General features: G+C 75.0%; 19 protein-coding genes. 4 read left to right on the forward strand and 15 right to left on the reverse strand.

The window, feature by feature from the left end; genetic code table 11:
• Nucleotides 1-24: 24 nt before the first annotated feature.
• The 14 genes from ACWIZO_RS06260 to ACWIZO_RS06325 all read right to left on the reverse strand — a co-directional run bounded on the left by ACWIZO_RS06260 (nucleotide 25) and on the right by ACWIZO_RS06325 (nucleotide 20033).
• On the reverse strand, nucleotides 25-933 hold the full coding sequence (locus ACWIZO_RS06260) for a hypothetical protein (protein ID WP_448641641.1): 909 nt from the start codon (nucleotides 931-933) through the stop codon (nucleotides 25-27).
• Nucleotides 934-1091: 158 nt separating this feature from the next.
• Nucleotides 1092-1544 (reverse strand): chemotaxis protein CheW, encoded by a 453-nt coding sequence (locus tag ACWIZO_RS06265; RefSeq protein ID WP_446757895.1) that lies wholly within the window; start codon nucleotides 1542-1544, stop codon nucleotides 1092-1094.
• 1 nt (nucleotide 1545) lies between these two features.
• Entirely contained in the window at nucleotides 1546-3945 is a 2400-nt protein-coding gene (locus ACWIZO_RS06270) for a chemotaxis protein CheA (protein WP_448641642.1), read from the reverse strand.
• Between the two features lie 96 nt (nucleotides 3946-4041).
• A complete protein-coding gene (locus ACWIZO_RS06275; protein ID WP_448641643.1) occupies nucleotides 4042-5613 on the reverse strand; it encodes a methyl-accepting chemotaxis protein in 1572 nt (523 codons plus the stop codon).
• Between the two features lie 339 nt (nucleotides 5614-5952).
• Nucleotides 5953-7590, reverse strand: coding sequence for a methyl-accepting chemotaxis protein (locus tag ACWIZO_RS06280; RefSeq protein ID WP_448641644.1), 1638 nt, complete (start codon nucleotides 7588-7590; stop codon nucleotides 5953-5955).
• A 364-nt stretch (nucleotides 7591-7954) separates the two neighbouring features.
• Nucleotides 7955-9568 carry a methyl-accepting chemotaxis protein gene (locus ACWIZO_RS06285; protein WP_448641645.1) on the reverse strand — a complete coding sequence of 538 codons (1614 nt, stop codon included), beginning with the start codon at nucleotides 9566-9568 and terminating at the stop codon, nucleotides 7955-7957.
• Between the two features lie 25 nt (nucleotides 9569-9593).
• On the reverse strand, nucleotides 9594-11219 hold the full coding sequence (locus ACWIZO_RS06290) for a methyl-accepting chemotaxis protein (protein WP_448641646.1): 1626 nt from the start codon (nucleotides 11217-11219) through the stop codon (nucleotides 9594-9596).
• A 71-nt stretch (nucleotides 11220-11290) separates the two neighbouring features.
• Nucleotides 11291-12892 (reverse strand): methyl-accepting chemotaxis protein, encoded by a 1602-nt coding sequence (locus tag ACWIZO_RS06295; RefSeq protein WP_448641647.1) that lies wholly within the window; start codon nucleotides 12890-12892, stop codon nucleotides 11291-11293.
• Between the two features lie 325 nt (nucleotides 12893-13217).
• Nucleotides 13218-13964, reverse strand: a complete 747-nt coding sequence (gene otsB, locus ACWIZO_RS06300) for a trehalose-phosphatase (RefSeq protein ID WP_448641648.1) — start codon at nucleotides 13962-13964, stop codon at nucleotides 13218-13220.
• Nucleotides 13961-15376: an alpha,alpha-trehalose-phosphate synthase (UDP-forming) gene (locus ACWIZO_RS06305; protein WP_448641649.1), complete on the reverse strand. Its 1416-nt coding sequence runs from the start codon at nucleotides 15374-15376 to the stop codon at nucleotides 13961-13963. Before ACWIZO_RS06305 ends, otsB begins: the two co-directional genes overlap by 4 nt.
• Before the next feature lie 226 nt (nucleotides 15377-15602).
• On the reverse strand, nucleotides 15603-15956 hold the full coding sequence (locus ACWIZO_RS06310) for a fluoride efflux transporter FluC (RefSeq protein ID WP_448641650.1): 354 nt from the start codon (nucleotides 15954-15956) through the stop codon (nucleotides 15603-15605).
• Nucleotides 15953-16327 carry a fluoride efflux transporter CrcB gene (gene crcB / locus ACWIZO_RS06315; protein WP_448641651.1) on the reverse strand — a complete coding sequence of 125 codons (375 nt, stop codon included), beginning with the start codon at nucleotides 16325-16327 and terminating at the stop codon, nucleotides 15953-15955. Before crcB ends, ACWIZO_RS06310 begins: the two co-directional genes overlap by 4 nt.
• A 148-nt stretch (nucleotides 16328-16475) precedes the next feature.
• Nucleotides 16476-18239, reverse strand: coding sequence for an N-acetylglutaminylglutamine synthetase (gene ngg / locus ACWIZO_RS06320; protein ID WP_448641652.1), 1764 nt, complete (start codon nucleotides 18237-18239; stop codon nucleotides 16476-16478).
• 12 nt (nucleotides 18240-18251) lie between these two features.
• Nucleotides 18252-20033, reverse strand: coding sequence for an N-acetylglutaminylglutamine amidotransferase (locus ACWIZO_RS06325; protein WP_448641653.1), 1782 nt, complete (start codon nucleotides 20031-20033; stop codon nucleotides 18252-18254).
• A gap of 152 nt (nucleotides 20034-20185) precedes the next feature.
• Between ACWIZO_RS06325 and ACWIZO_RS06330 the strand changes: the two genes are divergently transcribed.
• A complete protein-coding gene (locus ACWIZO_RS06330) occupies nucleotides 20186-20857 on the forward strand; it encodes a hypothetical protein (RefSeq protein ID WP_448641654.1) in 672 nt (223 codons plus the stop codon).
• Between the two features lie 79 nt (nucleotides 20858-20936).
• Here ACWIZO_RS06330 and ACWIZO_RS06335 read toward each other — a convergent pair whose 3' ends face one another.
• Nucleotides 20937-21899, reverse strand: a complete 963-nt coding sequence (locus tag ACWIZO_RS06335) for an ABC transporter substrate-binding protein (RefSeq protein WP_448641655.1) — start codon at nucleotides 21897-21899, stop codon at nucleotides 20937-20939.
• A gap of 103 nt (nucleotides 21900-22002) precedes the next feature.
• Between ACWIZO_RS06335 and ACWIZO_RS06340 the strand changes: the two genes are divergently transcribed.
• From ACWIZO_RS06340 to ACWIZO_RS06350, 3 genes are read left to right on the forward strand one after another with little or no spacing between them, the layout of a single operon-like run.
• The gene (locus ACWIZO_RS06340; RefSeq protein WP_448641656.1) at nucleotides 22003-22998 is read left to right on the forward strand and encodes a FecCD family ABC transporter permease; all 996 of its coding nucleotides are present in this window, start codon (nucleotides 22003-22005) and stop codon (nucleotides 22996-22998) included.
• Nucleotides 22995-24077, forward strand: coding sequence for a FecCD family ABC transporter permease (locus ACWIZO_RS06345; protein ID WP_448641657.1), 1083 nt, complete (start codon nucleotides 22995-22997; stop codon nucleotides 24075-24077). The genes ACWIZO_RS06340 and ACWIZO_RS06345 overlap by 4 nt, the downstream gene beginning before the upstream one ends.
• A complete protein-coding gene (locus tag ACWIZO_RS06350; protein WP_448641658.1) occupies nucleotides 24074-24904 on the forward strand; it encodes an ABC transporter ATP-binding protein in 831 nt (276 codons plus the stop codon). Before ACWIZO_RS06345 ends, ACWIZO_RS06350 begins: the two co-directional genes overlap by 4 nt.
• Nucleotides 24905-24923: the final 19 nt, after the last annotated feature.

Raw genomic sequence — 24923 nt, forward strand, 5'->3', positions numbered from 1 at the left:
GGTGGGGGGCGGGGAGGCCCTTGCTCAGCGGGGAGCGGTGAGGCGCGTCCAGGGCGCGCGGAGGACGCCGAGGGCGCTGCCGTCGAGCAGGTCGCCCATCGTCATGGCCTGGACGACGCCGGCGAGGGCGTTCCACGAGCCGGCGGCGCCGTCGGAGGCGGTGAAGCCCGCGTCGGCGAAGGCGCGGACGGCGAGCAGCTGGACGGCGGCCAGCGTGCGGGTGCGGCCGGAGACGTGCGCGGCCCAGGAGGCCTCGTGCATGGCGGCGGCCCAGGGGCGCTGCTCGGCACGGCCCTCGTCGACGGCGGCCCGCCAGCGGTCCCGGCCGCGGGCGTCGAGCGCGGCCACGACGGCCAGCACCGTGCGCAGCTCGGGGGTGGCCGGGCCGAGGTCGGCGTCGGCCCCGCGGGTGGCCGCGTCCGGGACGACGCCGGCGAAGGGCTGGTGCAGCTCGCGGCGGACCAGCGGGGGCAGCACCCCGGCGGCCCAGGCGCCCACCGCGGCGTCGGCGAGCACGTCGGCGGCCTGCTCGCGGGTGTCGTCGGCGAGGCGGGTGAGCGCGGGGTGCTCGGGGCCGAGCACGTCCTCGCGCAGCAGCCGCTCCAGCGACGAGGCGGTGCCGATGGTGCCCTGCTCCAGCTGCGCCACGAGGACGGCGGTGCGGTCGGCGCCGGCGCCGTCCGCCGTGCCCTGGCCCACCGACCGCAGCTGCGGCACGGCGGCGGCCATCTCCCGCGCGCGGCGGGCGCGCACGGCCAGGACCGACCGCTGTTCGCGGTCGGCGCCGTGCGAGCGCGCGCCGCGGGCGAGCGCGGTCAGCTCGGCGGGACCGGCGGTCAGGGCGGTGAGCAGCACGTCGGCGACGGTGCGGCCCGCGGGCAACCGCACCAGGTCGAAACCGAGGGTCGCGGCACTGACCAGCGAGTAGGGCACGTCGCCTCCAGGGGAGTGGGGTCAGCCCATGCTGGCCGCCATCCCCACGAGACGCCACGCGGCCGTCACCCGTTCGCCGGAGTGGCGGAGGGTGACGGCCGCGTGGCGGGACGCGTCAGGCAGTCGATCGGTGACCGTGTGTCACCGATCGGGCTCGCTCAGGCGCCGACGGCCTTCTGGACGTCGAGCGCGAGCAGCAGCTTCCCGTCGAGCTTGTAGGCACCGCGGATGAGCTCGCGGGCCTGCCCGTCGAGGGTGTCCGGCGGGGCCTCGAAGTCGTCGGCCGCCACGTCGACGACGTCGGCGATCGAGTCGACGAGCAGGCTCACCGCCTCCCCGTGCAGGCGCACGACGATGACCACGGCGTCGGTGCCGGCCGGCCGCGGCGGGCGGCCCAGCCGCTCGCGCAGCTCGATGGCGGTCACCACCTGGCCGCGCAGGTTGATCAGCCCGGCGACGGCGGGCGGCGCCAGCGGCACCCGGGTCAGGCCCTGGCTGCGCAGCACCTCCTGCACGTGCTCCACCTCGACGCCGTAGAGGTCGCCGTCGAGGCGGAAGGTGGCCAGCTGGCCGCTGGTCGCCCGGGGGGTGGTCTCGGTCGGGGTCGTCACGTCAGACCTCCAGCAGGGCGGACTCGGGGGCGTGGACGGGGGTGGCGGCGTAGAAGGCCGGGTCGGCCGCGAGGATCGCGGCGCGGACGTCGAGCAGCTCGGTCACCTTGTCGCCGAGGACGGCGGAGCCGAGCAGGCCCAGGTCGTCGATGTCGCTGCGGACCGCGGCCCCGCCGTCGACGATGTCGAGGATCTCCTCGACGACGATCGCGACGCTGCGGCCGTGGTCGCTGTAGACGATGACCTCGAGGACCTCGCGCTCGCTGCTGCCGTAGGCGCCCAGGTGCCGGTCGAGCCGGACGATCGGCAGGATCGCCCCGCGGTACTGCACGACCTCGCGGTTGCCGACCCGCTCGACGGCGTCGGTGCGCACCTGCTCGAGGCGGGTGACGGTGTCCAGCGGGATGGCCACGCGCCGGCCCTCGCCGATGGCGGCGAGCAGCATCCGCTGGCGCTCGGTCTCGGCCGCGACGCTGCGCGCCAGGGCCTCGCGGGACTCCTGCCGCTCGGTGGTCTCGGTGCGCAGCGCCCGGCGGGCCAGGGCCTGCACGTCGAGGATCAGCGCCACGGTGCCGTCGCCGAGGACGGTCGCCCCCGAGTACAGGCCGATCGCCTTGAGCTGGCCGCCGACGGCCTTGACGACGATCTCCTCGGTGTTGATGACCCGGTCGACGACGAGGCCGAAGCGGCGGCCCTCGGAGCGCAGCACGGCGATGACGACGTGGCCGTCGTGCCGGTCGCTGGCCAGGCCGAGGACGTCGGTGAGCCGCACCAGCGGGAGCAGCTCGCCGCGCAGCCGGTAGACCGGGGCCCCGCCGACCTCCTCGACGGCGTTGGCGGCCTTCTCGGCGTCGAGGCTGACCAGCTCCTGCAGGCTGATCTGCGGGATGGCGTAGCGGTCGCCGGCGCACTCGACGGTCAGCGCCGGGACGATGGCCAGGGTCAGCGGGATCCGCAGCCGGCAGACCGTGCCCCTGCCGGGCTCGGACTCCACCTCGATGGTGCCGCCGATGGACTCGATGTTGGTCTTGACGACGTCCATGCCGACGCCGCGGCCGGAGACGTTGGTGACGGCGGCGGCGGTGGAGAAGCCGGGCAGGAAGATCAGCTGCAGGATGTCGGCCGGGCTCATGCGGTTCAGCTGCTCGGCGGTGACCAAGCCCCGCTGCAGGGCCTTGGCGCCGAGCTTCGCGGGGTCGATGCCCGCGCCGTCGTCGGCCACCTCGACCACGACCTGGCCGCTCTCGTGCTTGGCGCGCAGGGTCAGCACGCCCTCGGTGGGCTTGCCGGCCTTCCGGCGCGCCTCGGGGGACTCGATGCCGTGGTCGACGCCGTTGCGGACGAGGTGGGTCAGCGGGTCCTTGACCGCCTCGAGCAGCGTCTTGTCGAGCTCGGTGTCCTTGCCCTCCATCTCCAGCCGGACGGTCTTCCCGCACTGGATGCCGAGGTCGCGGACGACGCGCGGCAGCTTGGACCAGATGTGGTCGATCGGCTGCATGCGCGTCTTCATGACGCCCTCCTGCAGCTCGCTGGCGATGAGGTTGAGCCGCTGGGAGGCGCGGACCAGGTCGGTGTCGGTCGAGCGCCCGACGTACTGGACGATCTGGTTGCGGGTGAGCACGAGCTCGCCCACCAGCAGCATCAGCGAGTCGAGCAGGTCGACGTCCACGCGGATCGTGCTGTCGGCGACGGCGCGGCGCGCCTGCTGGCCGCCCTGCGCCTCCGGCTTCGCGGCACCGGCGGGAGCGCCCGCGGGGGCGCCGGCGGGCACCTCGGCCGGGTGGTCCTCGTGCTCGTCGTGGACCTCGTCGTCGTGGTCCTCGTCGTGGTCCTCGTGCTCGTCGTGGACCTCGTCCTGAACCTCGTCGTGGACCTCGTCGCCGGCCTCGTCGTCGTGCGCGACCTCGGGCACGTCCCGGTGGGCGTCCTCGGGGATCGCGGCCGCGGCGACGGCGGGGGCCGCGGCCGCGGGGGGCAGGTCGGCGACGAGCGCGGCGGCGGCGGCCGCCGACGGGCCGTCCTCCATCGCGGCGCTGATCGCGGCGACGACGGTGGAGACGTCGACCGTGCCCTCGCCGCCGGTGGCCTCGATGGAGGTCAGCAGCGAGCGGACGGTGTCGACCATGCGCAGCAGCACGCTGGTCCGCTCGGGGGTGAGCGACAGGACGCCGTCGCGCAGCCGGGAGAGCATGTTCTCCCCGACGTGCGTGACCTCCTCGAGCCGGTTGAAGGCGAGGAAGCCGCTGGTGCCCTTGATCGTGTGGATCGTGCGGAAGATGCTCGAGAGCCGCTCCCGGGAGTCGGGCTCCTGCTCGAGGGCGACCAGGTCCGTGTCGAGCTGGTCGAGGTTCTCGTGGCTCTCGACGAGGAACTCCTCGACGATGTCGTCCAGACCGTCCACCGTTGCCTTCTCTCTCGTCGCAGGGGGACGTGGGCGTCCCGCATGGGTCATCGGCCGCGCCGCGCCGGACTCAAGGTGAGTCCGGCGCGGCCGTGCTCAGTAGGTGAAGCGGCTGACGCTGGTGCGCAGGTCGGCGGCCATCCGGGACAGCTCGTCCACGGCGGTGCGCGTCTGGGTCAGGGCCTGGGTGGTGGAGTCCGCCGCGGTGGAGACCCCGGTGATGTTGTCCGCGATCTGGCTCGAGCCCTGCGCGGCCTCCGACACCGACCGGCTCATCTCGTTCGTGGTGGCGGTCTGCTCCTCCACCGCCGAGGCGATGGTGGTCTGCCGGTCGGAGATCTGGGCCACGATCTGGGAGATCTCCTCGATCGCCCCGACGGCGGCACCGGTGTCCTTCTGGATCGCCTCGACCCGGCGGGCGATGTCCTCGGTCGCCTTGGCCGTCTCCTGCGCCAGCTCCTTGACCTCGTTGGCCACCACGGCGAAGCCCTTGCCCGCCTCACCGGCACGCGCCGCCTCGATCGTGGCGTTGAGGGCCAGCAGGTTGGTCTGCTCGGCGATCGAGGTGATCACCTTCACCACGTTGCCGATCTCCGCGGAGGACTCCCCGAGCTTGGCCACGGTCGCGGTGGTGGTCTCCGCGGCGGTGACCGCCCGGGCGGCGACGTCGCTCGCCGCGGCGGCGTTGGTCGCGATCTCCCGGATGCTGGCGCCCATCTGCTCCGCGCCCGCGGCCACCGTCTGCACGTTCCGGCTGACCTCCTCGGCGGCGCTGGACACGACACCGGACTGCGCGGAGGTCTCCTCCGCCGATGCCGAGATCTGCGCCGAGGAGGCGCTCAGCTCCTCCGACGAGGCCGCGACGGCGTCGGCCGAGGCGACGACGGAGGCCATGACCGTGCGCAGCTGGGCCTGCGCGGCGTCCAGGGCGGCTGCGGTGCTACCCAGCTCGTCCTGACGGTCTATGCCGGTGGTGCGGGTCAGGTCGCCGGCGGCAATGCCTTCTGCGACCTGCTGCACCGCCTGCAGGGTGCGGCGGATGCCCCGGGCGATCGACCAGCCGAGACCGAGGGCGAGGACGGTGCCGGCGGCCATGACGGCCAGCAGCAGCGTCCGGGCGGAGGAGGCGGTGTCGGCGACCTCGGCGGCGGCCTCGGAGGCCTCCGCGGTCTCGGAGGTCAGCAGGGAGTCGATGCCGTCCCCGATCACGGGGAGGAGCTGCTGGGTCTGCGCGAACAGCCGGGTACCGGTCTCGACATCGCCGATCGCGCCGGCGGCCAGCACCTGCTCGTTGATCTCGTTGTACTGCGCGTAGCTGTCGATCACGCCCTGGGCGATCTCGGTCTGCGCCGCGGTGGGAGAGGTGCTCATGTACCGCTGCAGCGCGTCGGAGACGGCGACCCCGGCGGCCGTAGAGGCCTCGGTGTATGCCGGTGCCGCGGCCGGATCGCTGAACTTCACGGCATACGCGAGGGCCTGGCCCAGCTGCATCTCGAGGAACTGGGCCCGCATGTCATCGACGCTGAGGAGAGCCAGCGTGCTGCGCTCGTAGGTGTTCTCGGCCGAGCCCGCCGCGGCGTTCAGCGAGACGACGCCGACGGCGCCCACCGACACGCCGGCGAGGGCGGCGACGGAGACCGACGCCAGGATCTTGCGAGAGACCGACATGTTCGCCAGAACACGTCGCACACCGCCATTCGTTGACATCGCGTGTACGTCCGATCGCACGTGGGGAGACGACCCGATCACCACCGGGCCGAGAGTTGCCGGAGATGCCGGCGACGCGACAGACGTTAGGGGCTGCCGACGATCATGCCGAGGAAATCCGCAGCGCGTCGCACGTCGCGCACGACAACGATCTGAGAACGGTGTCGACATTCTCGCCTGGCCGATCTGGTGACCATTCTTTGCATTGTCGACATGTCGCGAGATGGCAGAGGAGCGCGCGACCCCGGCGGGGTCGCGCGCTCCCTGTGCGTCCGGATCAGCGCCGGTGCGGTGTGCCCGTCAGTAGGTGAACCGCCCGACCGTGCCGCGGAGGTCGGACGCCATCCGGGACAGTTCGTCGACCGCGGTGCGGGTCTGGGTGAGCGCCTGGGTGGTGGAGTCCGCCGCGGTGGAGACCCCGGTGATGTTGTCCGCGATCTGGCTCGAGCCCTGCGCGGCCTCGCTCACCGAGCGGCTCATCTCGTTGGTGGTGGCGGTCTGCTCCTCCACCGCGGAGGCGATGGTGGTCTGCCGGTCGCTGATCTGGGCCACGATCGTGCTGATCTCCCCGATCGCGGCCACCGCCGCGGTCGTGTCGCCCTGGATGGCCTGCACCCGCCGCGCGATGTCCTCGGTGGCCTTCGCCGTCTCCTGCGCCAGCTCCTTGACCTCGTTCGCGACCACCGCGAAGCCCTTGCCGGCCTCACCGGCCCGGGCGGCCTCGATGGTGGCGTTGAGGGCCAGCAGGTTGGTCTGCTCGGCGATGCTGGTGATCACCTTCACCACGTTGCCGATCTCCGCGGAGCTCTCGCCCAGCTTCGCGACGGTGGCGGTGGTGGTCTCCGCGGCGGTCACGGCCCGCGCGGCCACGGCCGACGCCTCGGCGGCGTTGCTGGCGATCTCCCGGATGCTGGCACCCATCTGCTCGGCGCCGGCGGCCACCGTCTGCACGTTGCGGGAGACCTCCTCCGCCGCCCCGGCGACCACGCCGGACTGCGCCGAGGTCTCCTCCGCCGACGCCGAGATCTGCGCCGACGACGCCGACAGCTCCTCCGACGACGCGGCGACCGCGTCGGAGGCGCCCGCCACCGAGGACATGACGCCGCGCAGCTCGGTCATGGCCGCGTCGAGCGCGGCGCCCATGCGGCCCAGCTCGTCCCGCGTGGTCAGGCCGGAGGAGCGGGTGAGGTCACCGGCCGAGAGGCCCTCGGCCACCACCTGCACGCGGGCGACGCCCCGCGCCAGGCCGCGGGCGACCAGCAGGCCCAGGGCGAAGGCGGCGGCCAGACCCACGGCCAGGACGGCGAGGACCAGGGTGCGCTGGCTGGCCGCGGAGTCCACGCCGGCCTGCGCCGCGGCGTCGGCCTCGCCGTTCTCGATCTCGACGAGCCGGTCGATCGACTGCTCCACGCCGTCGGCCAGCGGCTTGGCCTGCGCCTGGTTGGCCTGGTCCCACGCCGCCGTGTCGCCGGTGCGGGCGAGGGGCTCGAGGACGGTGTGCTCGATCTCGACGTACCGGTCGAAGTCCTCGCCGATCTGCGACACCAGGGTCGCCTGCTCGTCGGTCAGCCCGGTCTCCGCGTAACCCTCGCGGGCGGTGGTGAAGCGGTCCGCGAGGTCGGGGATCGCGTCGAGCGCCTCCTGGATCTGGGCCGGGTTGCTGACGATGAGCGCGTCGCGGGCCTTGATCCGGACGTCCTTGAAGGCCCCGCGCATGGTGGTGACCTCGCCGAGGCCGTCGATCTGGGCGTTGAGGTCGGTGCTGCGGTCCGCGGCGGCGGCCAGCCCGACGACGGCGGTGACGCCGACGACGACCGCGACGCCGGACGCCGCGCCCACCGCGGTCAGCACCTTGGTCCTGACGCCGCGGTCGCCCCACCACGAGGAGCGGACGCCGGCCACGGGGCCGCGGCCCGGGACGTCGGTGGGGATGGCCATGGGGATCTCCTGGGGTGTCGGAGGAGCGGAGCGCCGGTTGCGCTGTCGGGGACCACTGTGGGGCACCCGGAATGGTCCGATGCGCATTTCCCGGCGGTGTGTCGGTGACGTTTCCGACACGGAGGGAATGGTCGTCGACGGCAGCTCGGCTGCCATTGTCGGTCGCCGTGTCGACATGGCTCCACGCGGAGGGCGGCGACCATTCTGCCGTTGCCGGAGAATGGTCGGGGAGCGTTCCCCGGGAGATGGCGCCGCCGTCGCTGCAGCACCGCGGACGCGCCGCGGCCCGCGCCTCCCGGGGTGGGAGGCGCGGGCCGCGACGTCGTCGGGTCCTCCCCCACGGCCGCCCGTGGGGGAGTGCAGGTCACCAGGTGAAGCGGCCCACCGCCGTCCGCAGGTCGCCGGCCATCCGCGACAGCTCCTCGACGGCGGTACGGCTCTCGTCCAGGGCCGAGGTGGTGGCGGCAGCCGCCGTCGAGACGCCCCCAATGGTGCCGGCGATCTGGCTCGAGCCCTGCGCGGCCTCGCTCACCGAGCGGCTCATCTCGTTGGTGGTGGCGGTCTGCTCCTCCACCGCGGAGGCGATGGTGGTCTGCCGGTCGCTGATCTGCGCGACGATCGAGCTGATCTCCCCGATCGCGCCGACGGCGGCGCCGGTGTCCTTCTGGATCGCCTCCACCCGGCGGGCGATGTCCTCGGTGGCCTTCGCCGTCTCCTGGGCCAGCTCCTTGACCTCGTTGGCCACCACGGCGAAGCCCTTGCCGGCCTCACCGGCACGCGCCGCCTCGATGGTGGCGTTGAGGGCCAGCAGGTTGGTCTGCTCGGCGATGCTGGTGATCACCTTCACCACGTTGCCGATCTCCGCGGAGGACTCTCCCAGCTTCGCCACCGTGGCCGTCGTGGTCTCCGCCGCGGTCACCGCACGCGCGGCGACGTCGCTCGCCGCGGCGGCGTTGGTCGCGATCTCCCGGATGCTGGCACCCATCTGCTCCGCGCCCGCGGCCACCGTCTGCACGTTGCGGGAGACCTCCTCGGCGGCCGCGGCCACCCGGCCGGACTGCGCCGAGGTCTCCTCCGCCGACCCGGAGATCCGTGTGGACGTGGCGGAGAGCTCCCCCGAGGAGGAGGCGACGGCGTCGGCCGAGGCCGCGACCGCGGTCAGCACGGTCCGGAGGTTCTCCTGGGCGGCGCCCAGCGCGGCGGCCATGCGGCCCAGCTCGTCCTGCGTGTCGACCTCCGGGGCCACGGTGAGGTCGCCGGCGGCCAGGGCGTCGACGGTGCGCTGGACGGCGCGGACGGTGCCGACGATCTGCCGGACGACCACGAAGACGATCAGGAAGCCGATGCCCACGGTGATCGCGAGGATCGTCCACAGGGTGGTGACGGCCCCGGCCGCCGTGTCGGCCCCGGCGACGGCCTGGGCGTCCGCCTCGTCGCGGATCACCTGCCGCAGCCCGGTGAAGTCGGCGGTGACGGCGTCCTGCGCCTGGACCTGCGGCCCGGCCGCCACGCCGCCGGCGGTGACCAGGTCCCCGGCGTCGAGCGCCGGCAGGAGCTGGTCGTCGCAGACCGCGAGGTAGTCCTCGACGTGCCCGGCCAGGGCGGTGAAGCGGTCGGGGTGCTCGGTGTCCTGCGCGTAGTCGTCGACGAGCGCGGCCAGCGCCTCCTGCCCCTCGGCGATCTGTGCCCCCAGGCCGGTGCGGGTGGCGGTGTCGGCCAGGAAGTAGGACGTGTAGCCCTGACGGAGCTCCTCGAAGGCGGCCTGGATGGAGTCCAGGTCGGACAGCGCCACGACGTGGCCCTCGTACATGTCCCGCTGGCTCTCGTCGAGGGCGCTGATCCTGCCGACGGCGACGAGGCAGAGGACCACGCCGACGGAGGCGCTGAAGGCCAGCAGGCTGAGGATCTTGACGGCGATCGGCCGGTTGGCGAACCAGCCGGAGCGCCGGCGCCGGGTCGCGGCGGCGGGGGAGTGCATCGGGTTCTCCTGTGCGGTGGGTGGATCAGTAGGTGAAGCGGGAGACGCTGGTGCGCAGGTCGGCAGCCATCCGCGACAGCTCGTCCACCGCGGTGCGCGTCTGGGTCAGGGCCTGGGTGGTGGAGTCCGCGGCGGTGGACACCCCGGTGATGTTGTCCGCGATCTGACCCGAGCCCTGCGCGGCCTCCGACACCGACCGGCTCATCTCGTTCGTCGTCGCGGTCTGCTCCTCCACCGCGGAGGCGATGGTGGTCTGCCGGTCGGAGATCTGGGCCACGATCTGGGAGATCTCCTCGATCGCCCCGACGGCGGCACCGGTGTCCTTCTGGATCGCCTCGACCCGCCGCGCGATGTCCTCGGTCGCCTTGGCCGTCTCCTGCGCCAGCTCCTTGACCTCGTTGGCCACCACGGCGAAGCCCTTGCCGGCCTCCCCGGCACGCGCCGCCTCGATGGTGGCGTTGAGCGCCAGCAGGTTGGTCTGCTCGGCGATCGAGGTGATCACCTTCACCACGTTGCCGATCTCCGCGGAGGACTCCCCCAGCTTCGCCACCGTGGCCGTCGTGGTCTCCGCGGCGGTCACGGCGCGGGCGGCCACCGCGGAGGCCTCCGCCGCGTTGGTCGCGATCTCCCGGATGCTGGCGCCCATCTGCTCGGCACCCGCGGCCACCGTCTGCACGTTGCGGGAGACCTCCTCCGCCGCCCCGGCCACGACACCGGACTGCGCGGAGGTCTCCTCCGCCGACGCGGAGATCTGCGCCGAGGAGGCGCTCAACTCCTCGCTGGAGGCCGCCACCGCGTCGGAGGCGCCGACCACGGAGGACATCACCGTGCGCAGGTCGGCCACCGCGGTGTCGAGGGCGGCGGCGGTCCGGCCCACCTCGTCGTCCCGGACCACGCCGGTGGTGCGGGTCAGGTCGCCGGCGGCCAGACCCTCCGCGACGTGCGTCACGGCGAGCAGCGGGCGGACGACCCGGCGGGCGACCGCCAGGGCCAGGCCGAGCACGACGAGGGCGCCGAGGGCGGCGACGACGCCCATCGTCCACAGCGTCCGGGTCTGCTGGGCGTCGGCCGCGGCCCGGGCGTCGGCCACCCGGCCCTCGAGCGACTCCTTCAGCTGGGCGGTCAGGTCGAGGATGCTGAAGTAGACGTCGTAGCCGTCGCCGAGGATGAGCGCGTCGGCGGCGTCCACGTCGGCCGGCGTCCCCTTCGTGTACAGCGCCACGGCCTGGTCGTCGACGTCGAAGAAGGCGTCCCACTGGTCGACGATCTGCCCGTACGCGTCCGCCTCGTCCGCGTCGAGGACGTCGGTGGGCATCGCCGCGAGCGCCGTCTGCATCTCGTCGGAGATGTCGAGGAAGCCGGCGCGGTTGCCGCTCGAGGGGTCGACCGCCTGCTGGGGACCGATCCGGCGGGCGTCCCAGGCGTAGGCGACCTGCCACCCGCTGACGTCGGCGTTGAAGTACTTCATCTCCTGCGCCTGGCCCAGCGCGTCGCTCAGCTCGGCCACCTCGGCGCGCGCGTCGCCGGCGCCCTGCAGGCCGCTGAGGGCGAGACCGCCGACGACGAGGGCGGCGGCCATGCCGGCCGCACCGACGCCGAGGATGGAGGTGCGCACGCCGAGCCGGGTGTGTCGCGGCGACGTCGTCGTCATGGGAGAGGTCCTCTCGGGAGGGGCTGTACGGGACGGGACGGGCGGGGTGGCCCCGCTGACGGGGCCGGCGTTCAGTAGGTGAAGCGGGAGACGGTGGTGCGCAGGTCGGCGGCCATCCGGGACAGCTCGTCCACCGCGGTGCGGGTGTGCGTGAGGGCCTGGGTGGTGGAGTCCGCGGCGGTGGAGACCCCGGTGATGTTGTCCGCGATCTGGCTCGAGCCCTGCGCGGCCTCGCTCACCGAGCGGGACATCTCGTTGGTGGTGGCGGTCTGCTCCTCCACCGCGCTGGCGATGGTGGTCTGCCGGTCGGAGATCTGGGCCACGATCTGGGAGATCTCGCCGATGGCCCCGACCGCGGCACCGGTGTCGGCCTGGATGGCCTGCACGCGGCGGGCGATGTCCTCCGTCGCCTTCGCCGTCTCCTGGGCCAGCTCCTTGACCTCGTTGGCCACCACGGCGAAGCCCTTGCCGGCCTCACCGGCCCGGGCGGCCTCGATGGTGGCGTTGAGGGCCAGCAGGTTGGTCTGCTCGGCGATGCTGGTGATCACCTTCACCACGTTGCCGATCTCCGCGGAGGACTCCCCCAGCTTCGCCACCGTGGCCGTCGTGGTCTCCGCGGCGGTCACGGCGCGGGCGGCCACCGCGGAGGCCTCGGCGGCGTTGGTGGCGATCTCCCGGATGCTGGCACCCATCTGCTCCGCGCCCGCGGCCACCGTCTGCACGTTGCGCGACACCTCCTCCGCCGCCCCGGCGACCACGCCGGACTGCGCCGAGGTCTCCTCCGCCGACGCCGAGATCTGCGCCGACGACGCCGACAGCTCCTCCGACGACGCGGCCACCGAGTCGGCGGCGCCCACGACCACGGCCATGACCTCCCGCAGGCCGGCCCGGGCGCCGTCCAGGGCCGCGGCCATCCGGCCCAGTTCGTCCCGGGAGGTGATGCCGGTCGTCCCGGTCAGGTCACCGGTGGCGAGCGCGTCGAGGGAGGCCTGGACGGTCCGGACCGGGCGGATCACCGAGCGGGCGGTCAGCCAGCTCAGCCCGCCGAGCAGGGCCAGGCCGACCGCCGCGGCGACCAGCGCGACGGTCTGCCAGCGGGAGATGGTGTCCGAGAGCGTCTGCTCGGCCGCCGTCACCGCGGCGTCGAGGGTGTCCTTGGCCGTGCCGACGGCGCCGTCGCTGAGGTCGTTGGCCGCCTGGATGTCCTCCCACCGCACGCGGGTGGCGGCCTGGTCGGCCACCGCGCCGTCGACGAAGGTGGTGATGGCGTCGGTGTAGTCGCCGAACGTGCCCGCCAGGTCGGCGACCGCCGCGGCCGCGTCGCCGTCCAGGGTGATCCCGTCCAGCTCGGCGAGCAGCGCCTCGGGCTCGGCGACGTCGTCGGCCAGCTCGGACAGCTGCTCGGAGGGGTCCTCCCGCACGACCGCCTTGAACCCGTCGACCTTGAGCTCGCTGGCGCGGGTGTCCAGCCGCAGCACCAGCTCCTGGGCGTGGTGCAGGTCGGCCAGCCGCGCCTCGGCGTCGCGCACGGCGCCGTTGCCCACCAGGACGGCACCGAGCAGGCCGCCGAGGGACAGCGTGCCGACGGCGACGAGCGCGCCGAACTTGACCGCCAGCGGGCGGTCGGCGAACCAGCCGGCCGAGCGGGGGCGCGGGGGGAGCGCGGCGTTCACGGTGCCTCCTGGGGCGACGGTGCACGCGGGTCACCGCGGTGACCCGACGGGCGTGCAGGAGGAATGGTGCTGGCCGGCACGGCCCGCGCCGCGGCACGGGGGACGGTCCCGACCGGATCGTTGTCGAGGAGGTGGCGACCGTCCGCCGGCCGTCGTCAGGTCGACCGCGCCGGGCCGGTCACCGGCCCCGCGAGAGGCGGGCGGCGGCGCATCGGTGCTGGTGGCGGGCGGGTCCCCCGTCGCCGTGTCGACGCCGCACGGGACGGTGAGCGCCCGAGGGGGCGACGGCGACCCCGGCCGCGGCGGCGACGCGCCGCGCGACGGGTCAGGCGAGCAGGTCGCCGAGCAGCCGGAGGACGCCGAGCACGGCACCGGGGTCGGCGACCCGGTACCCGGCCGCCGTCTCGCCGTCGCCGACCTTGATGCCGACGTCGTCCGGGCCGAGCGTGCGGAACACGTCCTCGTCGGTGACGTCGTCCCCGAGGTAGACGACCGCGGCCGCGCCGAGCTCGCCGCGCAGCCGGCCGACGGCACTGCCCTTGTCCGCGTCGGTGACGGCGACCTCGAGCACCGCCTTGCCCGGTTTCACCGTCAGTGACGGATCCACCGCCGCGCGGGCGTGCGCCAGCAGCGCGGCGGCCGCGGCGGGGTCGGCGACCTGCCGCACGTGCACGGCCACGCTGGCCGGCTTGACCTCCAGCCGCGCACCCGGGACGGCGACGACCAGGGGAGCCAGCCGCTCGGCGAGGGCGTCGCGGCGGCCGGCGAGCTCGTCGGCCAGCGGCCCGTCGTACTCGGCGCCGTGGCTGCCCACCCAGCGGTAGGGGCCGGTGAGGCCGCTGACCGCCCGGAGGTCGGCGACGCCGCGCCCGCTGACCAGCGCCACGGTGACGCCGCCGGCCGCCGCGACCCGCGCCAGCCCCTCGGCGACCCCGGGGGAGGGGACCGCCGCGGAGGGGTCGTCGGTCAGTGGGGCGAGGACGCCGTCGTAGTCGGAGGCGACCAGCAGGGGACGGCGGCCGGCCAGCGCCGTCAGCGCCGTCCCGAGGTCCTCGGGCACGCCGCTGCTCACGCCTGGGCGCGCAGCGCGTCGAAGAACGACGTCGCCCAGTGGTCGAGGTCGTGCCGGGCCAGGTGCCGGCGCATCGCCCGCATGCGGCGGGCGCCCTCCTTGGGGTCGAGCCGCAGCGCCCGCAGCAGCTGGTTCTTCACGCCGGCGATGTCGTGCGGGTTGACCAGGAACGCCTGCTTGAGCTCGGCGGCGGCCCCGGCGAACTCCGAGAGGACCAGCGCCCCGCCGAGGTCGCCGCGGGCGGCCACGTACTCCTTGGCCACCAGGTTCATGCCGTCGCGGTAGGGCGTCACGAGCATGACGTCGGCGGCGCGGTAGAGGGCGGCGAGCTCCTCGCGCGGCATCGACTGGTTGAAGTAGTGCACGGCCGGGGCGCCGATGGCCCCGTGGACGCCGTTGATGTGCCCGACCTGCTGCTCGATGGTCTCGCGCATGTGGACGTAGTGCTCCACCCGCTCGCGGCTGGGTGTGGCCACCTGCACCAGGACCGTCTGCGGCGCCTCGATCGCGCCGTCCTCGAGCAGCTCCTGGAAGGCGTTGATCCGGACGCTGATGCCCTTGGTGTAGTCCAGCCGGTCGACGCCCAGGACGATCTTCTCCGGGTTGCCGAGCTCGGCGCGGATCTCCCCGGCCCGCTTGAGCACCTCCGGCGAGCTCGCCAGCTCGTCGAACGCGGCCACGTCGATGGAGATGGGGAACGCCCGCGCGGTCACCGTGCGGCCGTCGTACGCGATCGTGATCCCGCGGGTGGGCAGCTCGTGCAGCCGGCGGGCGAGCTGCACGAAGTTGACCGCCGCGCTCGGGCGCTGGAAGCCGACCAGGTCGGCGCCGAGCAGCCCCTCGACGATCGCCGAGCGCCAGGGCAGTTGGGTGAACAGCTCGTAGGGCGGGAACGGGATGTGCAGGAAGAAGCCGATCGTGAGGTCGGGGCGGCGCTGGCGCAGCATCGCCGGCACCAGCTGCAGCTGGTAGTCGTGCACCCAGACGATCGCGCCCTCGCCGGCGACCTCCGCGGTGCGGTCGGCGAAGCGCTTGTTGACCTGCACGTAGGTGTCCCACCAGGTGCGGTGGTACTCGGGCTTCTCGACGACGTCGTGGTACAGCGGCCACAGCGAGGCGTTCGACATGCCCTCGTAGTAGCGGTCGACCTCCTCCTCCGAGAGCGGCACGGGGATCAGCGACATCCCGCCGGACTCGAAGGGCTCCGGTGCCTCGCCGGCCGAGCCCGACCAGCCCACCCACGCGCCGCCGCGGCCGGCCACGAAGGGCTCCAGGGCGGTCACCAGGCCGCCGGGGCTGCGCTGGTAGCGCGTCGTCCCGTCCGGCTCGACCACCTGGTCGACCGGCAGCCGGTTGGCCACGACGACGACCGGACTGTCCGCCCGTCCGTCTCCCGCGTCAGCACCGGTCATACGCCCCGACCCTAGTGACCCGGTCCCGTCCGCGCTCCCGGGGGCGGCGGTCCTGCCGGGCCCGGCGACCGGGGCCGCTCCGCTCACCCCCGAGGATGACTCCCGGCGACGCGGAGCCCCCCGCCACTTGCCCGCTGGTGCAGGGCTGGCTGCACAGCCCCGCCCGGCCGGTCGCGGAGCTCGTGGCCACCGAGCCGGTGCCGGCGGCCTGAGCCGACCGGCACCGTCAGGCGGCGACCGCGAGCCAGCCCGCAGCCGCCGCACCGAGCCCCAGCACGAGGCTCGCGGCCACGTAGCGGAGGGCCCGGCCGACGGCGTGCTCCTCCACCAGCCGGACGACGTCGGCACCGAAGGTCGAGAAGGTCGTCAGCGTGCCGCAGAAGCCGGTGCCGACCAGGGCGAGGACCGCCGCCGGCACCCCCGACAGGCCGGCGAGCACGCCCAGGACGGCGCTGCCGGCCACGTTCACGGCCAGCGTGCCCAGCGCCGGGTCGCGGCCGGACCGGTGGACCAGCCGGAGGACGAGCAGCCGCAGCGGGGCCCCGGCCAGGGCACCGGCCGCGACCAGGAGAGGGGTCACAGTTCCTGGTCCCGGACCAGCCGGACGCCGGCGGCCACGGCCAGCGCGCCACCGAGGACCGAGGCCAGCACGTAGCCCACGGCGAGGACGGCCCGGCCGGCGTCGACGAGCTCGACGACCTCCACCCCGAACGCGGAGAACGTGGTGTAGCCGCCCAGCACCCCCACGCCGAGCAACGGCCGCGCCCACGCCGGCTCGCGGTCCCGCCCGCCGAGCACGGCCAGGAGGACGCCCATCAGCAGGCAGCCGGTCAGGTTCACCAGCAGCGTCGCCCAGGGCCACCCGTCGTCCGGGTGGGGGAGGGCCTCGGCGACCGCCCAGCGCACCAGCGCGCCCAGCGCTCCGCCCACCGCCGCCAGCACGTACGCCACGGCGCCCCCCTCGACCTCGTCGTCCGGCCGGCCGGCCCGTCCACCCCGGACCCGGTGCGTCCTCCCTCACCGCGGCGCGTCCTCCCTCACCGTGCACGGTCGGGGAGGACACGCGACGATCAGGTTCCCTGATCATCGCCCGGCCCCGTCAGCGGCGGCGGGTCTCGGGGAAGAGCAGGTCGACGAAGCGGGCCGCGGTCGGCTGCGGCTCGTGGTTGGCCAGCCCGGGCCGCTCGTTGGCCTCGACGAACACCGCGTCGGGGCCGGTGACGTCGGGCACCAGGAAGTCGATGCCGGTGACCGGGATGCCGATCGCCCGGCTGGCCCGCACCGCGGCCTGCCCGATCGCCGGGTGCAGCCGGTCGGTGACGTCCTCGATGGTGCCGCCGGTGTGCAGGTTCGCCGTCCGCCGCACGCGCAGTCGCTCGCCGTCGGCCAGGACGTCGTCCATGGCGTGACCGGCCGCCCGGACGACGTCGGTCGTGACGTCGTCCAGCGGGATCCGCGACTCCCCGCCGGTCGCCCGCTCGCGCCGCCGGCTGGTCTCGCGGACCAGCTGGGTGACCGTGCGGCGGCCGTCGCCGACCACCTCGGCCGGGCGGCGCACCGCGGCCGCAACGACCTCGTGGTCGATGACCACCACGCGCAGGTCCTCGCCGGCCACGAGCTCCTCGACGAGCACGTCGGGGCAGAACAGCCGCGCAGCCGCCACCGCGCGCTCGAGTTCCTCCCCGGTCGTGATGCCGACGGTGATGCCCTTGCCCTGCTCGCCGCGGGCGGGCTTGACCACCAGCTCGCCGCACTCGGCCAGCAGGTCCCGCGCCGGGGCGAGGTCGTCCTCGGGCACGGTGGCGCCGCGGGGCACGGCGACGCCGGCGTCGGCCACGATGCGCCGGGTCACCCGCTTGTCGTCGCAGCGGCTCATCGCCACGGCGGTGGTGAACTCCGAGAGCGACTCGCGGGTGAGCACCCGCCGGCCCCCGAGGGAGAGCCGCAGCTCGCCGAACTCCGCGTCGGTCACCTCCACGCGGATGCCGCGGCGCAGCGCCTCGTCGGCGACGATCCGCGCGTAGGGGTTGAGCTCGTCCAGACCCGGCGGGCGGGCGGCGAACAGCGGCGTGTTGATCGGGTTCTTCCGCTTGACGCACAGCACCGGGGCGCGCACGAAGCCGAGCTTGCGGTAGAGCGCGATCGCCCCGCTGTTGTCGTGCATGACCGAGAGGTCGACGTAGGAGCGGCCGCGGCCGACGTAGCGCTCGGCCAGCACCCGCACCAGCGCCTCCCCGGTGCCGGCCGGGGCGCTCTGCGCGTCGACGGCCAGGCACCACAGGCTGGTGCCGCCCTCCGGGTCGCCGTAGGCGAGGACGTGGTCGACGCCGGTGACCGTGCCGACCACCCGGCCGGTGCGGGTGTCCTCGGCGACCAGGTAGGTGAAGCTGCGGGTGCGGTGGTTGGCCCACATGGTCTCCGGGTCGCCGGTGACCATGCCGTTGCGGGCGTAAATCTCGTTGATGACCACCATGTCGTCCAGCGCGGTCACCGTGCGGACGAAGACGCCGCGGATCAGCTCGGGCCGGGAGCGGTAGCGGTAGAGGTCGAGCCGGTAGGTGTAGGAGGGGTCGATGAACAGCTCGTCGGGGGCCAGGCCGACGAGCACGTGCGGGTCGCGCGCGTAGATGCAGATGTCGCGCTGGCCGGCCCCCTCCGCCCGGAGCGCGTCGAGGATGTGCCGCATCTCGGCGAAGGTCTGGCCGAAGACCAGCCGGCCCCACGCCAGGTCGAGCACGACGTCGGTGTCCATCCCCTCCAGCTGGTGCTCGGAGGGCTTCTGCCAGCTGCGCCGGGTCAGGTCGGGCGTCGGCGACGCCGACGGGGGGCGGCGGCGCAGTCCGGCGAGCCGGGGCGGTACCACGGGGCGCCCTCCTCAGACCCCGTGGTTCTGCAGCCACAGCTCCAGCAGCCCGAGCTGCCACAGCTTGTTGCCGCGCAGCGGGGTGAGCTCCCCGTTGGGGTCCGCGAACAGCCGGTCCACGTACTCGGGCCGGAACAGCGCCCGCTCGCGCGCCGCCTCGCTGGAGAGCGCGTCCTTCACCAGGCCGAGCACCTTGCCCTCGAGGTGGGTGATCGCCGGCACCGGGAAGTAGCCCTTGGGCCGGTCGATGACCTCTGGCGGGATGATCCGGCGGCCGATCGCCTTGAGCGCGCCCTTGCCGCCGTCGGCGAGCTTGAGCTCCGGCGGGCACCGGGCGGCGAGCTCGACCAGGTCGTGGTCGAGGAAGGGCACCCGGGCCTCCAGGCCCCAGGCCATGGACATGTTGTCCACCCGCTTGACCGGGTCGTCGACCAGCATGACCTCGCTGTCGAGGCGCAGCGCGGCGTCCACGGCGGTCTCCGCGCCGGGCCGGGACATGTGGTCGCGGACGAAGTCGAGGCTGGGGTCGCCGTCGAGGGCGTAGCGCTCGCCGACCAGCGCCCGCATGTCCTGCGCCCCGCGGTCGAAGAACGCCTTCGCGTAGCGCTCGACGGCCTCCTCGCGGTCGACGTCGGCCAGCGGGGGGTACCAGTGGTAGCCGGCGAACACCTCGTCGGCGCCCTGACCGGACTGCACGACGCGGATCGACTGGCTCACCCGCTCCGAGAGCAGGTCGAAGGCGACGACGTCGTGGCTGACCATCGGCTCGGCCATCGCGCCGATGGCGTGGCCGAGCGCGGCGGCCAGCTCGTCGGAGGACACCCGGATGCGGTGGTGGTCGGTCCCGAAGCGCTCGGCGATCACGTCGGAGTAGCGGAACTCGTCGCCCGCGTGCCCGCCGACGGTCTCGAAGCCGATCGAGTAGGTGGCCAGCCCGGTCTGCCCCTCCTGGGCGAGCAGCCCCACGATGAGGCTGGAGTCCAGGCCGCCGGAGAGCAGCACGCCCACGGGGATGTCGGAGACGAGGCGACGGCGGACGGCGACCCGCAGCGCCTCCTCGATCGCGTCCTCCCAGTCGCGGGCCGACCAGCCGGCCTGCTCGGGGCGCCGCTCGTAGGTGGGCTCCCAGTAGCGGCGCTCGGTGCTCGTGCCGTCGGCCTCGATCACGCGGACGGTGGCCGGCGGCAGCTTGCGGACGCCGTTGAGCAGCGTGCGCGGCGCCGGGACGACGGCGTGCCAGGTCAGGTAGTGGTGCAGCGCGACCGGGTCGATGGAGGTGTCGACGTCGCCGGCGCGCAGCAGGGCCGGCAGCGAGGAGGCGAACCGCAGCCGGCCCGGCGTCTCGGACAGGTACAGCGGCTTGATGCCCAGCCGGTCGCGGGCCATGACGACGCGGCCGGTGTCGCGCTCGTGGATGACGACGACGAACATCCCGTGCAGGTGGTCGACGAAGTCGACGCCCCAGTGGTGGTAGCCCTTGAGCAGGACCTCGGTGTCGCTGGTGGAGAAGAAGCGGTAGCCGTGGCCCTCGAGCTCGGCGCGCAGCTCCTGGTAGTCGTAGATGCAGCCGTTGAAGACCGCCTCGAGGCCGAGCTCGCTGTCGACCATCGGCTGCGAGCCGCTGGCGGAGAGGTCGATCACCGACAGCCGGCGGTGGCCGAACGCCACCCGGCCGGAGCTCCAGTGGCCCTCGCCGTCCGGCCCGCGAGGGACCAGCGCCTCGACCATCCGCGCCACCGCGGTGGTGTCGGCCAGGGAGCCGTCGAACCTGATCTCGCCGGAGAGGCCGCACATGGGTTTGATCCAACCCCACGGGGGCGGCTCACGCGACGCCTCGCAGGATTCGTCACACGGACGTCACACGGCCCGGTTCCACGGTGGCTGCCAGGGTCCGGTTCCACGTGGAACGGGCCGGAGCCGGGGCCGGCGTCCGGCAGGGTGGAGGTGTGCACGCCGACCCGGAGGGACAGGCCCCCTGGGCCCTGCAGTTGGTCGCGCGCGTCGAGAGGGGCGCGCCGCCGACCCGGACCGCCGTCTGCGAGGCCGCGGCCGTCGCGGTCGTCCGGTTGCTCGCCGACGACCGGGCGCGGCCCGGCGGCGAGTGGGCCGCACCGGTCCGGCGGTGGACCGACGGGCGCATCCGCAAGCACTGCCGGCGGGCCCGGGGAGTGGCCTGGGAGCGGGTGCTGGCGCTGCCCGGCGTCACCGCGGAGGTGGCCGGCGCCGAGGTCCGCGCGCTCGTGCCGACCGCGACCGACCAAATCCCCCCGGAGGTCGCGAGGCTGCAGCTGTCCGGCAGCGAGCTCGACGACCCGGACGCGCGCCCGGCGGTCGACCCGGTGCCGGGCGGCCCGGTCGTGGTGTCGCTCTGCCCCGAGCCGTTCCTGCCGCTGGGCAAGGCCGCCGCGGCCTGCGGGCACGCCGCCCAGCTGACCGCCGCGCGGATGCCGGCGGAGCGACTGGCCGCCTGGACGGGCGCCGGCTTCCCGGTGGTCGTGGAGCACCCGCCCGTCCCGCGGTGGTCGCGGCTGCGGTCGGCGGCCCCCGTCGAGATCGTCGACGCGGGGTTCACCGTCGTGGCACCGGGGACCAGCACGGCGCTGGCCCGCTGGGCGTAGGCCGCACCCGGCCCGGCCGGCACCTCGCCGCGGCCCGGCCGGCGTCCCAGGGAGCGCGCCCCGGGACCCCGGCGGCGGCTCAGGAGACGGCGGCCTCGATGTCGTCCATGACGAGGTCGGCCGCGATCGGGCCGGAGGCGCTGCTCCACACCGAGCCGTCGACCTCGGTGGTCGTGCCGTTCTGCACGGCGGCGAGCTGGGTGAAGGCCGGCTGCGAGCGGGCGGTCTCGAGCGCGCCGGTGCCGTCGGCCCCGAAGGCGGCGAGGAAGAGCCGGCCGGCGTCGACCTGGGTCAGGTTCTCCAGCGACAGCGGGTCGCTGTGCGGCCGGGTGCCGAGGTCGGCCGCCTCCACCGGGGTGGCGCCGGCGGTCTGCAGCAGCGAGCCGGGCATGAGCGCGGAGTTCATGAGCACCGGGCCGGTGGCCATCCAGCGCAGGACGGCGGCGCTGCCCTCGAGCGAGCCCGCCTCGGCCAGCGCCTCGGCGCGGCCGGTGACGTCGTCGAGCGCGGTGGTCAGCTCGTCGTCGGCACCCAGGGCCTCGGCGTAGGTGCGCAGCGGGGCCTGCCAGTCGCCGCCGGTGCTCGCCTCGGGCACCACGGTGGGCGCGATGGCGGTCAGCGCGTCGTACCGGTCCTGCGCCATGCCCGCCGAGGCGAGGATGACGTCGGGCTGCGCCTCGAGGATCGCCTCCAGGTTCGGCTCGTTCACCGTGGCGACGATCGGGATGCCGGCGGCCGCGTCCCCGAGGTAGGCCGGCGCGGAGTCACCGCCCCGGCTGGCCGTCGTGCCGACCGGGGTGACCCCCACGGCGAGGGACACGTCCAGGGCGGACTCCGCCAGGGTGACCACCCGCTCGGGGTCCGCCGGCACGGTCACGTCGCCGAAGGCGGTGCCGACGGCGGCGTCCGCCGCTCCCGACGACGAGGACGACGGGGACGACGCGGAGGACTCGCCGCCGCAGGCGGAGAGGACGAGGGCGGCGGCGGCCATCGCCGCGGTCGGCAGGGCCGGGCTCCGGCGGGCCACGGGCGGGTGGGTCACGGGGGGTTCCTCTCCGGTTTGGAGGCACCGTCGGTCGGCACCGGGCTGTAGGTTAGCCTGCCCTAAGTACGGCTCCGCACAGGTGGGGCGAGGGAGGAGCGCCGTGGACCACCGGCTCGTGCTGCGCGGAGTGCTGCCCGCCGCAGCGGCACTCGGTCTCGCGGCCCTGGCCAGCCTGCTGGTCGGCGCGGGCGAGGTCGGGCCCGCCCGGGCCCTGGCCGTGCTGGCCGGCACGGGCGACGGCGACGCGTCCTTCGCCGTCCTGCAGCTGCGGGTGCCCCGGACCCTGGTCGCCGTCGCGGTCGGCACCGCCCTCGGGGTCGCCGGCGCCGTCCTGCAGACCGCCGCCCGCAACCCGCTGGCCGAGCCGGGCCTGCTCGGCGTGAGCGCGGGGGCCTCCTTCGCCGTCGTGCTGGTGATCGCGTCCGGCGCCAGTGCGGCGGCCCTGGGCCCGTGGGTCGCCGTCGCCGGTGCCGGGGCGGGGTGCCTGCTCGCGCTCGGGGCCGCCCGGCTGCGCGGCACCGGTGACGACCCGGTGCGGCTGGTGCTGGCCGGTGCGGCGCTGTCGGGGCTGCTCGGCGCGGCCACGTCCGTCCTGCTGGTGCTCGACCAGCGGACCGCCGACGAGGTGCGCTTCTGGACCGTCGGCTCGGTGGCCGGCCGCGACCTCGGCACGCTGACCCAGGTGGGCCCGGTGCTGGCCGCGGGCCTGCTGCTGGCGCTGCTGGCCGCCCGGCCGCTATCGGCCCTGGCCCTGGGGGACACGGTGGCCCGGGGCCTCGGGCACCGCCCGGCACGCAGCCGCGGGGTCGCCATGACGGCGGTCGCGCTGCTGGTCGGGGGAGCGGTCGCCGCCGCCGGGCCGATCGCCTTCGTCGGGCTGGTCGTGCCGTTCCTGGCCCGCGCCCTGGTCGGCCCGGACCTGCGGCGGGTGCTGGCCGTGGCGGTCCTGCTGGGACCGGCCGTCGTGCTCGTCGCCGACGTCGCCTCGCGGCTCCTGGTGCGCCCGTACGAGATGCCGCTGGGCGTGGTGACGGCGCTCGTCGGCGCGCCGGTGCTGGTGGCCGTCGTCCGCTCGACCCGGATGCCGGCGCTGTGACCGCGGCCCCCGCCCGCACCGTCGCCGCACCCGTCCCCCGTGCCGCGCCGCCGGGGACCTGGCTGCTCGCCGCCGGCGGACGCTCGCTGCTGGTCGACCGTCGCGCGTTCCTCGCCGCGGCCGGACTCGCGGTCCTGGTGCTCGTCACGGCGGCCGCGGCCCTGGCCACCGGCACCGCGTCGGTGCCGGTGGGCCGCACCCTGCCGGCGGTGCTCGGGATCGGCGAGGCCCGCGACGTGCTGCTGGTGCAGCAGCTGCGGCTGCCCCGGGTCGCGGCCGGGCTGGCCGTGGGAGCCGCCCTCGGCACCGCCGGCGTGCTGCTGCAGACCCTGGCCCGCAACCGGCTGGCCACCCCCGACACCGTCGGCCTCGACGACGGCGCGACCGCGTTCGCGGTGGCCAGCGTGGTCGCGGTGTCGACGAGCGTCACGCCCTCGGCCTTCGCGCTCGTCGGCTCGGCCACCGCGGCGGCGCTGACGATCGGGCTGGCCGGCGGGGCGGGCTCCCGCGGGTACCGCTTCCTCGTCGTCGGGCTCGGCGTGGGGGCCGCCCTGGGCGCCCTCACCCAGCTCATGCTCGCCCGCGCCGCGATCGACGACGCCAACGCGGCGTTCCCCTGGACCATCGGCAGCCTCAACAGCCGGTCGGCCACCTCGGTGACCGTGCTCGCCGTCGCGCTGGCCGTGGCGCTGCCGGTGGCGGTCGTGCTCGGCCGCCGGCTGCGGCTGCTGCGGCTGGCCGACCCCGTGGTGATCGGGCTCGGCTCCCGGGTGGGCCGGATCCGGCTGGCCGTGATCGCCACCGCGGTCGTCACCGCCGGGCTGGCCGTGGCCACCGCCGGCCCGCTCGGGCTGGTCGCGCTGCTGGCGCCGGAGATCGCCCGCCGGGTGGCGGGGCCGCGGGGGGTGCCGGTGGTCGGCACGGCGCTGGCCGGCGCGCTGGTGGTGCTGCTGGCCGACCTGCTCGGGCGCACGGTGGCCGCGCCGCTGGAGCTGCCCGCGGGCCTGGTCACCGCCGTCGTCGGAGGGCCCTACCTGCTGTGGCTGCTGCTGACCACCCGCACGAGGAGGATGCCGTGAGCCTGCTGGAGGCACCGGGCGCCGAACCCGCGGTCGAGACCGCCGACCTGGCCACCGAGCGCCTGGACCTCGGCTACGACGGCACCCGCGTCGTCCACGCCCTGGACCTGCGGCTCCCGCCGGGCCGGGTGACGGCGATCGTCGGACCCAACGGCTGCGGCAAGTCCACCCTGCTCGGGGCGCTGGCCCGCGTGCACGGCCCGCAGGGCGGCGCGGTGCTGCTCGACGGGCGGGACCTCGCGACACTGCGCCCGCGGGACGCCGCCCGACGGATCGGGCTGCTGCCGCAGCAGGCCGAGGCGCCCGACGGGCTGACCGTCCGCGACCTGGTCCGCTACGGCCGGCACCCGCACCAGGGGCTGCTGCGGCAGTGGTCACCCGGGGACGCCGCCGCGGTGCACCGGGCACTCGCCGCCGCCGACCTGCTCGACCTCGCCGACCGGCCGCTGGACACCCTCTCCGGCGGCCAGCGGCAACGGGCCTGGATCGCGATGGTGGTGGCCCAGGAGACGGCGGTGGTGCTGCTCGACGAGCCGACCTCCGCCCTCGACCTCGGCCACCAGCTCGAGGTCCTGGACCTCGTGCACGACCTCGCCGCGCAGGGGCGCACCGTCGTCCTGGTCCTGCACGACCTGTCCACCGCCTGCCGGCACGCCGACCACCTGGTGGCGATGCGCGCGGGCCGGGTCGTCGCCGAGGGCCCGCCGGCCGACGTCGTCACCGCCGGCCTGGTGCGCGAGCTCTACGGCGTGGAGGCGGCCGTGCTGCGCGACCCGGCGTCGGGGACGCCGGTGGTCTGCCCGGTCCGGCGAGTGGGAGGCCGCTAATCGGCCGGGCACCGCCGGC

Source organism: Geodermatophilus sp. URMC 63 (assembly GCF_053502565.1).

What these genes read in the sequence shown, in the direction of transcription:
- ACWIZO_RS06275 (WP_448641643.1), bottom strand. Translation starts at nt 5,613, where the DNA reads ATGTCGGTCTCTCGCAAGATCCTGGCGTCGGTCTCCGTCGCCGCCCTC.
- ACWIZO_RS06280 (WP_448641644.1), bottom strand. Translation starts at nt 7,590, where the DNA reads ATGGCCATCCCCACCGACGTCCCGGGCCGCGGCCCCGTGGCCGGCGTC.
- ACWIZO_RS06285 (WP_448641645.1), bottom strand. Translation starts at nt 9,568, where the DNA reads ATGCACTCCCCCGCCGCCGCGACCCGGCGCCGGCGCTCCGGCTGGTTC.
- ACWIZO_RS06290 (WP_448641646.1), bottom strand. Translation starts at nt 11,219, where the DNA reads ATGACGACGACGTCGCCGCGACACACCCGGCTCGGCGTGCGCACCTCC.
- ACWIZO_RS06305 (WP_448641649.1), bottom strand. Translation starts at nt 15,376, where the DNA reads ATGACCGGTGCTGACGCGGGAGACGGACGGGCGGACAGTCCGGTCGTC.
- ACWIZO_RS06325 (WP_448641653.1), bottom strand. Translation starts at nt 20,033, where the DNA reads ATGTGCGGCCTCTCCGGCGAGATCAGGTTCGACGGCTCCCTGGCCGAC.